The sequence below is a fragment of the Rhodothermales bacterium genome (assembly GCA_034439735.1).
Classification (GTDB): domain Bacteria; phylum Bacteroidota; class Rhodothermia; order Rhodothermales; family JAHQVL01; genus JAWKNW01.
In genome coordinates this window covers 1-10814 of sequence record JAWXAX010000264.1, presented here as the reverse complement: position 1 = coordinate 10814, position 10814 = coordinate 1, and the positions used below count along the sequence as shown (strand labels likewise).

The 10814-nt window shown below is 63.4% G+C and carries 9 protein-coding genes; 6 read left to right on the top strand and 3 right to left on the bottom strand.

Annotation, left to right across the window (positions count from 1 at the left end):
* Positions 1–181 precede the first annotated feature (181 nt).
* Positions 182–1132: an ornithine cyclodeaminase family protein gene (locus SH809_18625; protein MDZ4701734.1), complete on the top strand. Its 951-nt coding sequence runs from the start codon at positions 182–184 to the stop codon at positions 1130–1132.
* A 110-nt stretch (positions 1133–1242) separates the two neighbouring features.
* The gene (locus tag SH809_18620) at positions 1243–2352 is read left to right on the top strand and encodes an FAD-dependent oxidoreductase (GenBank protein MDZ4701733.1); all 1110 of its coding nucleotides are present in this window, start codon (positions 1243–1245) and stop codon (positions 2350–2352) included.
* Positions 2353–2409: 57 nt separating this feature from the next.
* On the opposite strand, the gene SH809_18615 is transcribed toward SH809_18620, so the two are convergent.
* The 3 genes from SH809_18615 to SH809_18605 form a co-directional block, all read right to left on the bottom strand.
* Positions 2410–4725 (bottom strand): 30S ribosomal protein S1, encoded by a 2316-nt coding sequence (locus tag SH809_18615; protein MDZ4701732.1) that lies wholly within the window; start codon positions 4723–4725, stop codon positions 2410–2412.
* 163 nt (positions 4726–4888) lie between these two features.
* On the bottom strand, positions 4889–5590 hold the full coding sequence (gene cmk / locus SH809_18610) for a (d)CMP kinase (protein MDZ4701731.1): 702 nt from the start codon (positions 5588–5590) through the stop codon (positions 4889–4891).
* Between the two features lie 127 nt (positions 5591–5717).
* Positions 5718–6305 (bottom strand): hypothetical protein, encoded by a 588-nt coding sequence (locus SH809_18605; GenBank protein ID MDZ4701730.1) that lies wholly within the window; start codon positions 6303–6305, stop codon positions 5718–5720.
* Positions 6306–6391: 86 nt separating this feature from the next.
* Here SH809_18605 and SH809_18600 point away from each other — a divergent pair, with 86 nt between their 5' ends.
* From SH809_18600 to SH809_18585, 4 genes are all read left to right on the top strand, one after another.
* The gene (locus SH809_18600; protein ID MDZ4701729.1) at positions 6392–6904 is read left to right on the top strand and encodes an RNA methyltransferase; all 513 of its coding nucleotides are present in this window, start codon (positions 6392–6394) and stop codon (positions 6902–6904) included.
* A gap of 96 nt (positions 6905–7000) precedes the next feature.
* Positions 7001–8155 carry a methylmalonyl-CoA mutase family protein gene (locus SH809_18595; GenBank protein MDZ4701728.1) on the top strand — a complete coding sequence of 385 codons (1155 nt, stop codon included), beginning with the start codon at positions 7001–7003 and terminating at the stop codon, positions 8153–8155.
* Between the two features lie 4 nt (positions 8156–8159).
* Positions 8160–10289, top strand: coding sequence for a methylmalonyl-CoA mutase (scpA, locus tag SH809_18590; protein MDZ4701727.1), 2130 nt, complete (start codon positions 8160–8162; stop codon positions 10287–10289).
* On the top strand, positions 10282–10814 hold a 533-nt coding region (locus tag SH809_18585), incomplete at its 3' end, for a methylmalonyl Co-A mutase-associated GTPase MeaB (protein MDZ4701726.1). The genes scpA and SH809_18585, both read left to right, overlap by 8 nt.

Below are 10814 nucleotides of genomic sequence, written 5' to 3'. Positions count from 1 at the left end.
TTTCGAGCGCGATGCAGCGCATCTCGCGAGAAAAGGAACGACGAGCTGCGCGAAATCGGCGGAAAGACGCCTGCCTCGTTGATTGTCGACACACCCTAGATCCCGGCTCGGGGGCCGGGATGAAGGAGCACGTTTTTTATGCGCTGATATTATTGTTGACACCTCTGATCAATAACGGACCATGCGCCTCTATCCGGCCGACGAAATCGCTTCCATGCTTCCCTGGCACCCTCTGGTCGACGCCCTGCGGGAGCAATTCCAACGGGAGGTCGTCTCGCCCGTCCGGCATCACCACGAGATCGGTTCGCCGGGCATTTTGCTATTGATGCCGGCGTGGACCTCTGGCCCGGGCGGGCTCGCCGGCGTCAAACTTGTCACCGTCTACCCCCAAAATCCCGCCAGCGGCCACCCGTCCATTCAGGGGCAATACCTGCTGTTCGACACCGCCACAGGCACGCCGCTCGCCGTGATGGATGCAGCGACGATCACGCTTCACCGGACGGCGGCGGCGTCCGTATTGGCGGCTAGCTATCTGGCCCGGAAAGACAGCCGGCGCCTGCTCCTCTGCAGCACCGGCCGGTTGGCGCCCTACATCGCCCGGGCCTACGCGGCCGTGCTGGGAATCGACTCCGTCCGCGTCTGGGGCAGGAAACCCGAACGCACGGCGGCGCTGGCGGCCTCGCTCTCTGCGGAAGGCCTGGAGGCCGAGGCCGTGGGGGACCCGAACGAGGCGCTGGGATGGGCGGACATCGTCACCTGCGCCACCATGAGCCACACGCCGCTGTTCGATGGGCACAGACTGCGGCCGGGTACCCATGTCGACCTGATCGGGGGCTTTACGTACGACATGCGCGAGTCGGACGATGAAACGATCCGCCGCTCCCGCGTTTACGTGGACACACGCGAGGGCGCACTCGCCGAGGCCGGCGACCTCCTCCAACCCATCGCCACTGGCGTTTTTCGGCCCGAGGACGTCGTTGGGGATCTGTTCGACCTGTGCCGGGGAGTCGTAAAGGGACGCGTCTCCGATGAGGAGATCACGCTCTTTAAATCGGTCGGCTGCGCGCTGGAGGACCTGGCCGCGGCGGAGTTGGTGTATCGTGATACACGGAATTCACGCAGTGACACCTGAAAGAACACCTGTCTGTGGGTCGGAAGGTCCCCCGATTTCACGGGGGCAGGCAGTTCGACACGGCCCGATTGCATCGGACCGGCTCACGATGACAATCGGATTGAATGGGTATGAAAGTAGCCATCGCCGGCGCCGGCATCATGGGGCTCTGCGCCGCTCGCGCGCTGGTCAAACGAGGCCACCGCGTGGCCGTGTATGATCGCGGCCCCATCCCCAATCCCCTCGCTTCGTCGTTCGACGACCACCGGCTCATCCGATATCCCTACGGCGCCCAACAGGGCTACGCGGCAATGATCGACCCCGCGTTCCGCGCCTGGGCGGGGTTGTGGGAAGATCTCGGCGTTTCGTATTACCGCGAGACAGGCACACTCGTCCTGAGCCGGCAGCTCGGCGGGTGGGCGGCGGACTCGGCGCGCGTGCTTGACGCCCTGGGTCATCCTTACACACGCATCGCCCCGGGGGCCATCGAAGAGCGGTTTCCTTTTCTGGATGCCAGCGGCCTTCGCCAGGCCTTGTACCTGAAGAGCGGCGGTTTCTTACAAGCGGCTGATATTCTCCTGGGGCTGGCCGGCTACCTGGAACGAGCCGGTGCGGCGCTGCATCCGAATACCGCGATTCGCCGTGTCGATCATGACGCAGGAGTTGCCTTCCTGGAAGATGGAACGGCCATTCAGGCCGATCTGCTGGTCGTGGCCGCCGGCGCGTGGTCCCCGGCATTAGCCCCCACGAATGCACCACCGCTGGTGCCGTCCCGCCAGGTGGTGGTGTATCTAAATCCACCTCTCGAACAGGCCGGCGCCTGGACGGAAGCGCCGATGCTGCTGGACATCGACCCCGACAGCGGTTTTTACCTGGTGCCGCCGCGCGGGGACAAGGGATTAAAGATCGGGGATCATCGGTTTTCGATGCGAGGCGACCCGGATGCAACACGTGAGGCGACGGATGAGGAGGTGGATGAGGAGGTGAACGAGATCCTGGCGGCGGCGAAGGGCCGGTTGCGAGGATTCGACCGGTTCTCGGTCGAGCGCGCGAAGGTCTGCTTCTACACCGTAGCCCCGGAGGAGCGGTTTTATGTGGGCCGTGCGGGGCGGACGTGGACGATGGCCGGCTTTTCGGGCCACGGGTTCAAGTTCGGAGCCCTGATGGGCGATCGGCTGGCCGAGGCCATCGATGGGAGTCTCTCGGAGGACGTGCTGGCCCGCTGGGCGGCGGGGTGGTAAAAAAAAGGGCTGCACCCGGTGTCGAGTGCAGCCCTTGAATCAGGAAGAAACGACCGCTCAGACGGCCGGCTCGTCGGTGCCTTCAGCGTCGGCATCAGCCACGTCGGCATCAGCCACGTCGGCATCAGCCACTTCGGCATCAGCCACTTCGGCATCAGCCACTTCGGCATCAGCTTTTTTGGCGGCATCAGCTTTTTTGGCGGCATCAGCTTTGGCGGCATCAACCTTATCGGTGGCGGCCGCTGTGGCTGCGGTGGCCTCATTAGCCTCCATCTTACGCTTCAGCTCTTCGAGACCGCTGAGTTCGCCGAGAGTGGTCGGACCCGTAGCGTTGGCGGTTTTGCGTTGAAAGTCCTGGACGACCTGACGTTCGGTGTCCTGCTCTTTCCGGCGTTCCTTGTGTTCGTCGTCCTTCTTCGAGCGTTCGTCCGCGCGCTGTTTGGCGGTTTCACTGAGGAGGATCTCCTTCTGGTTCGGGTCGAACTTGATGACGCGGAGGTGGAGGGTTTCCCCTTCCTTGTACGCATCCTGGAAGGTCTTCGGCCCGCTCTTGAGCTCGCCGGCCGGCACGAAGCCGTCCAGTTCAAGCCCGAGCGACACTTCGATGCCGTTGTCGACGATCTTCTTGATCGTCGCGTCGGTATCGGTGCCGTCCGAGTATATCTTCGCAAAGTCGTTCCAGGGGTTCGTCTCGATCTGCTTGTGGCCGAGCGAGATACGGCGTTCTTTCTCGTCAATGTTGAGAATGACGACGTCCAGATCCTGGCCCTTCTTCACGTATTCGGAAGGATGGCGGATTTTCTTCGTCCAGGACAGGTCCGAAATATGGACCAGCCCGTCGATACCCGGCTCGATCTCCACGAAGACACCGAAGTTCGTGATGTTGCGCACCTTACCGCGCAGCACCGTGCCACCCGGATAGCGGGCGGCGATGCCCACCCACGGATCGGGTTCGAGCTGCTTCATGCCGAGGGAAATCTTCTTGCCCTCGTTGTCGATGTTGAGGATGCGAACCTTGACGATCTGGCCGAGCGAAACCATCTGGCTCGGGTGTTTGATGTGCTCCGTCCAGCTCATTTCCGAGATGTGGACGAGGCCTTCGATACCCTTTTCCAGCTCGACGAAGGCGCCGTAGTCGGTGATCGAAACCACCTTGCCTTCGGCCTCGTCGCTTTCCTTGTACTTCTCGCCGATGTTCTCCCACGGATGCGACTGGAGCTGCTTGAGGCCGAGCGAAATGCGCTGACGGTCCTTGTCATAGTCCAGCACCACCACGTTGAGCTTCTGGTCCAGCTCGACGAGTTCCGACGGGTGCGACACGCGGCCCCAGGAGAGGTCCGTGATGTGCAACAGGCCGTCGACGCCGCCGAGGTCGATGAACACACCGAAGTCGGTGATATTCTTGACGGTGCCTTCGAGCACTTGGCCCGGCTCCATCGAGGAGAGGATCTTCTGACGCTGTTCTTCGAGGTCTTTCTCGATGAGCGCTTTGTGGGATACGACGATGTTCTCGTTGGCCGGATTGAGCTTGACGATCTTGAACTCCATCCGCTTATCGAGGTACGCGTCGAAATCGCGGACGGGGCGCACGTCGATTTGCGAACCCGGGAGGAAGGCTTCGATGCCGTCGAAGAGTTCGACGATCATGCCGCCCTTGATGCGGCGAACGATCGTGCCTTCAAGCACCTTCTCTTCGAGATGGGCGGTCTCGATCCGCTGCCAGCGCTTGACCGTATCGGCCTTCGTTTTGGAGAGGATGAGCTGGCCCTGAAAGTCTTCGATGCGCTCGAGGAATACCTCGATTTCGTCACCGGGCGCCAGTTCGGTATCAAATTCGTTGCGGGCGATGATGCCGTCGCTCTTGAACCCGATGTCGATGACAATGTCTTTTTCGCCGATGCTGACGACGCGTCCGGATACGATCTCGTTTTCCGTTACGTTGGTCAGGGTCTCGTCGATCATGCGGCGAAGCGAGTCGTACATCGCTTTCGCGGCCGGATCTTCGATACCGCGATTCAGGTCGGCCAGTTTAATGACCTGGCCTTCAATCTCGCCGCGGAAGCCGATGAATTCCGGGGCGCGAGCCATTTCTGGCACAGACAGCGCGGGGGCTGGAGCAGGAGTGGCATTGGCCACAGCCGGCGCGGGGATAACTTCGGTCTCGATCGTAGCGGAGGCGGAGTCGACACTGACGTCTGCACTGGTATCAACGCCAGTTTCCACACTGGTATCAACGCTAGTTTCCACACCAGTTTCCACACTGGTATCAACGCTAGTTTCCACACTAGTTTGCACACTAGCCTCTACGCTTTCTGACGGGTCGGTTGTTTTTTGCTGATCTTCAGCCATTCGTATTCTCCAGAGCCGCCACATCGGGTTGCGATGAGGAATGCGACGGCGCCAGGGCGTTTAGCTCCCGCGGCCCGGCGGCCCTCATCGTGCCGGATCCTCAGGAGATTAGGGTTAGAAAAAGAAAACCGGGGGGCGATCCCCCTCCGGCGCAGCCGGCGCCAGAACACTAAAATCGACAAACGGCTCATACGAACCGTTCGCCGAGGCGTTCCGAGAGTTTGTTAACTACAAATGAAACTTGCTCGTCCATCGTTAACTCGCTGGTATCGAGCGTAATGGCATCGTCGGCCCGGCGGAGTGGCGCGAGGTCGCGCCCACTATCGAGGGCATCGCGGGACTCGATTTCGGCCAGCACCTGGCCTACGCTGCGGCGGTCCCCTTTCTCGGCCAGCTCGCGTTGCCGACGTTTGGCGCGTACCCGGGCGTTGGCGGACATAAATATCTTGAGCGTCGCCTCCGGAAACACGACCGTCCCGATATCGCGCCCGTCGACCACCACACCCCGTCCTGCCGCGAGTTGGGAGCGGGCTATCTCGCGCTGGGCCTCGACCATCCTCACGCGCACGGAACGCAGGGCGCTCACCTGGCTGACATGCCGGCCCACCTCTTGCCCCCGCAGGCGTTCCGTCGCATCGTCTCCATCGATCCGAACGGTCATGTGCCCGTCGCGATACCCGAGGTCGAGCCGCAGCGTGGCCAGCAGCCGGCCCACCGCTTCATCTGTCAGCGCACTCCCGGCCTCCAGGGCCGCCAGCGTCACCGCACGGTACATGGCGCCCGTGTCCAGGTAAACGAAGCCGAGTCGCTCAGCGACGGCGCGAGCCGTAGAGGTCTTTCCGGAGCCGGCCGGTCCGTCGAGGGCGATTATGGCAGGAAGGAAAGGCAATTGGAAGTGAAAAGTGAAAAGTGAAAAAGGAAAAAGGAAAAAGGAAAAAGGAAAAAGGAAAAAGGAAAAAGGGGAGTGACTTTGCACTTTTCACTTTGCACTTTTCACTTTTCACTTTTCTCCGGCCTCACCCCACCTCCCGGTTCACGATCATGATCGGATTCGCGTAGCGAATGGGGCCGACGACGGTATCGATGACGGGTACGGCCTGGAGGCGGACGTTTTTGGGGGCTCCGCCCTGGCCGCTGAGAGAGAGTACGAGATCGACCAGGTCTTGTGCGTTTTTATCGAAGAAGCTGAGCAGTTCCAGGTCGATCGCCACGGGAATATCGACCACCTGCCCCGGGTTGAGCACCTGCTCCTGATTCACCACGCCGCTGATCGTCTCCCGATCCTCCAGGAACAACGTCCAGTCCATGCGCACCATGCGCGCAACCACCGAGTTGGTCTCTGGATTGAGGGCCGCAACATGCAGGTTAAAGCGGAGTGGAAGATCGCGCCGGGCGACGGCCGTCGTGAGTTTGAACAGGTCGCCGGCGCTCAGGTCGCGGTACGAGCGCATGTTGTCCAGCGGGACGCCGGCGAGGTTCAGGCCGCTCAGCCGATCCAGTGAAAAATCGACTTGGCGCAGATTGGCGATTTCCTTGAGCGTCTGGCAGCCGGAAAGCGCCGGCCATACGAGCAACAAGGTGAGAAGAGCAAACGATCGATTCATGCGATGCACGGGCTAACGACGCAGGCGGGAAGGCCGGCGTCGTGATGATAAAAAGCGGTATGAGGAAATTACGGCACGAGGAAATCGTGCGTCTTACTCCTGCGGACCAGGGCCACTCTCCCCGGCACCCGATTGCGGTGGTGGTCGACAACGTGCGTTCAATGCACAATGTCGGCTCCTTCTTCCGTACATCGGACGGGGCGTGGATCGAGAAGCTCTATCTGACAGGCATCACAGCCACCCCTGATCATCAGGGATTGCACAAAACCGCACTCGGAGCCCAGGAAACGGTTCCCTGGGAGCATGTGGAAAACACGGTGGAGTGCATCCGCCGAATCAAGGCCGAGGGCTACACCATCGCTGTGTTGGAACTGACGGACACCCCCTCTCGTGTGCACGATCTCCTCCCATGCCATTTCCCCCTCGCCCTCGTGCTGGGCAATGAGGTGCAAGGTGTGCAAGATGAGGTGTTGGCCCTGGCGGACCTGGCGATCGAGATTCCACAGTACGGCTCGAAACAATCCCTCAACGTGTCGGTGGCGTATGGCATCGCGGTGTTCGACCTGGTGCGGAGGTACCGGGCACTCTTCGCTTCGTGATTCGTGATTGGCGATGGGGCCAATTCAGGAAGCGGGTAGCCGTTCAACAACAACAAACATGTCATTCTGGCCCCCGCGCCAGAAACCAGAAATAGCTTGCACTACGACCCGAATCATCCGTTAATCGACGAGCCGTCGGGCGAAGCCCTCGACCTTCTCCGCTACTTCCCACCGGCCGGCGCTTCGGCGTGGCTGGACGCCGTGTCGGCCGACCTCAAGGGGCGCTCGGTCGATGAGGCGATGACGTGGGCGCCGGCGCCAGGCGTCACCGTACGCGCCCTGTATTCGGTCGATGACCTCCCCGCTGCCGGTGCCCCGCTCCGTTACCCCTCCACGCCGGGCTGGATTGCCTGCGCATCGGCCGGGCACTCGGCCGACGCGGGGTTCAGCGCTCGGTTGAATGCGGCCACTATCGGCGGAGCGGATGCGCTGGCGATCGATGCGGCGGATGGCGCATGGCCGGCTACGCCGCTTCCCCTCTACCTCTTTTCCCCGAAGCCCCTCTCCGAACAGGCCATCCCCACATCCGCCACGGGGGCGTATCTCTGGCGCCTCAAGACGAGGCCCGGCGCCCTGTCCACACTGATCGACGCCTGCTGGCCAGCCGCCAGCACGGTGCGCCGGCAGGCGCCCGGCGTTCGGACGCTCGGCGTGGATATCACGCCCTTCGCCCATGCATCGCTGTCTGTCCAACTGGCGATTTCCCTCGCACTGGTGCGCAGGCACATCGATCAGGGTCTGGCCACAGGCTGGCCTTTACCCGCCGTGCTGACCGGCTTGCAGTACGCACTGCCTCTGGGTCGGCTATTTTTCCCTGAACTGGCCCGCCTACGCGCCCTGCCACGACTCGTCGGACAGATCGCGCTCGCCTACGACCCCGGGCTGAGGGCGTTACCTCGCCTGGCGCTCCTGGCGGAAACCGAACGCTGTTCGGGGGACGATCCACACACCCACGCGCTCCGCACCACACCGATGGCCCTCGCCGCCGTACTTGGCGGATGCACGGCACTGCTTGTCCATCCCGGGGGCGACGCTCCGGCGTGGGACCGGCTTGCGCTAAACACCCACCACGTCCTCCGCCACGAAGCCTACCTGGGCCGCGTCAGCGACCCCGCCGCCGGCGCATCGTACATCGAACAGCTCACGGACGCCCTCGCCCGGCGCGCGTGGCGGCTCTTTCAGATCCTGGAAACCAGCGGCGACCCCGACCTCACCGACGCCTCGCTGCATACCCTCGACGCGGCCTCCTGAAGCCATGAAACCCGATTTCTCCATCCTCCCATATGCTCCGCCGGCCCTCGCCTCGCACCCACCCTCGGCTGCGATCTGGGCCGCGCCCGAGGGCATCGATATACAACCGGCCTACATAGCGGGAGATACCGCCGGCATGCCCCATCGGGGCTACACCGCCGGCGTTCCCCCTTATCTGCGCGGACCGTATTCGACCATGTACGTCGTCCGCCCCTGGACCGTCCGCCAGTATGCCGGCTTCTCCACCGCCGAGGCATCCAACGCATTCTACCGCCGCAACCTGGCCGCCGGCCAGATGGGGTTGTCGATCGCTTTCGACCTGGCCACGCACCGGGGGTACGACTCCGACCATCCGCGCGTCCGGGGGGATGTGGGCAAAGCCGGCGTCGCCATCGACTCTGTCGAGGACATGAAGCGGCTGTTCGACGGCATTCCGTTGGACCAGATGTCGGTTTCGATGACCATGAACGGTGCAGTCCTCCCGATCATGGCGTTTTACATCGTAGCCGCGGAGGAACAGGGCGTGGCGCCGGAGGCGTTGCGGGGCACTATCCAGAATGACATCCTCAAGGAGTTCATGGTGCGCAACACCTACATCTACCCGCCGGCCCCGTCGATGCGCATCGTCGGCGACATCTTCGCCATGACTGCCCGGCGGATGCCGCAGTTTAACTCGATCTCCGTCTCGGGGTACCACATGCACGAGGCCGGAGCACCGGCCGACCTTGAGCTGGCATACACGTTGGCGGATGGGGTAGAATACATCCGGACCGGCCTCGCCGCCGGCCTGAGTATCGACGAATTCGCGCCGCGCCTCTCCTTTTTCTGGGGGATCGGGATGAACCCGTTCATGGAGATCGCGAAGCTGCGCGCCGCGCGCGTCATGTGGGCCCGGCTCGTTGAGCCCTTCGGCCCGAAAGACCCCCGTTCGCTGATGCTTCGGACGCATTGTCAGACGTCTGGCTACAGCCTCACCGCCCAGGATCCGTACAACAACATCGTCCGCACCAGCGTCGAGGCCCTCGCCGCCGCGTTTGGCGGCACCCAGTCGCTCCACACCAATGCCCTCGACGAGGCGCTGGCATTGCCGACCGACTTCTCCGCCGAGATTGCGCGTAACACGCAGCTCCTGCTCCAACGCGAAACCGGAATCGTGAAGGCGGTGGATCCCTGGGGTGGCTCGTATTATGTGGAGTCGCTCACTGCCGGCCTCATGGAACGCGCCTGGGCCGAAATCCAGGAAGTAGAAGCGCTCGGCGGGATGACGCGCGCGATCGAACGCGGCCTGCCCAAGGCACGGATCGAAGAGGCCGCCGCCCGCCGGCAGGCGCAGATTGACAGGGGCGAGGCCGTCATCGTGGGCGTCAACCGGTTCATGACGAACGATGCCACGGACGTTGCATTACTCGAAATCGACAACACGGCCGTCCGCCAGGCGCAGATCAATCAACTGACCACCCTACGCGAGAGCCGCGATGCGGGCGCCGTCGCCCGGACGCTGGATGCCCTGCGCACGGCTTGCACCGCCGGCGGCAACCTGCTCGACGCTTCCATCGACGCGGCCCGGGCCCGCGCCACGCTCGGCGAGATTTCCATGGCCATGGAAGACGTGTTTGGGCGGTACGAGGCCCGTTCCTCGCCGATATCGGGCGTTTATGCCCGCGAAATGATGCACAACGAAGCCTTCGACACCACCCGCCGACTGGCGGACACCTTCGCGGCCCGTGCCGGCCGCCGGCCGCGGATCCTGATCGCCAAGCTCGGCCAGGACGGGCACGACCGCGGCGCCCGCGTCATCGCCTCGTCGTTTGCCGACCTCGGATTCGATGTCGACATCGGCCCGCTTTTTCAGATGCCCGAGGAGGCCGCGCGTCAGGCCATCGAAAATGACGTGCACATCCTCGGCATTTCATCGCTTGCCGCCGGCCACAACACCCTAATCCCTGCCGTAATCGACGCGCTGCGCGCGCAGGGCCGGAACGATATCCTGGTCGTAGCCGGTGGCGTCATTCCCCCGGCCGACTATCAGCGGCTCCGTTCAGCCGGCGTGGCGGCTGTGTTCGGTCCCGGCACCGTCATCCCGGACGCAGCGGCAGAGCTGCTGCATCTGCTCATGGGGCGCCTGGATGGCTGATCTCGACGCCCTCTTCGCCGGCCTCCGCGCCGGCGACCGCCTCGCCATCGGCCGCGCCCTGACACTTGTCGAGAGCACCCTGCTCCATCACGAGGCCGAGGCGGCGGAACTGCTCGACCGATGCCTGCCTTTCGTCGGCGCCGCGCCGCGGATCGGGATCACCGGCGTGCCGGGCGCCGGCAAGAGCACGTTCATTGACGTTTTCGGGATGCGGCTCGTCGAGGCCGGCCGGCGGGTGGGCGTCTGCGCCATCGATCCATCGAGCAAACAGACCCGCGGCAGCATCCTGGGCGACAAAACCCGGATGATCCGGCTGGCGGCCAACGACCGGGCATTTATCCGGCCCACACCCAACGCCGGCGCCTATGGCGGCGTCGCCTCACGCACCCGCGAGGCGCTCGTCATCCTGGAAACCGCGGGTTTCGACACCTTGTTCGTAGAGACCGTGGGGGTGGGGCAATCCGAAACAAGCGTCGTGGATCTGGTGGACGTGGTGCTCGTGCTAGTGCTCACCGGCGCCGGTGA

Excerpts from the sequence above, each read along its gene's own strand:
- SH809_18625 (MDZ4701734.1), top strand. The coding sequence starts at position 182 with ATGCGCCTCTATCCGGCCGACGAAATCGCTTCCATGCTTCCCTGGCAC.
- SH809_18605 (MDZ4701730.1), bottom strand. The coding sequence starts at position 6,305 with ATGAATCGATCGTTTGCTCTTCTCACCTTGTTGCTCGTATGGCCGGCG.
- SH809_18615 (MDZ4701732.1), bottom strand. The coding sequence starts at position 4,725 with ATGTGGCGGCTCTGGAGAATACGAATGGCTGAAGATCAGCAAAAAACA.
- SH809_18620 (MDZ4701733.1), top strand. The coding sequence starts at position 1,243 with ATGAAAGTAGCCATCGCCGGCGCCGGCATCATGGGGCTCTGCGCCGCT.
- scpA (MDZ4701727.1), top strand. The coding sequence starts at position 8,160 with ATGAAACCCGATTTCTCCATCCTCCCATATGCTCCGCCGGCCCTCGCC.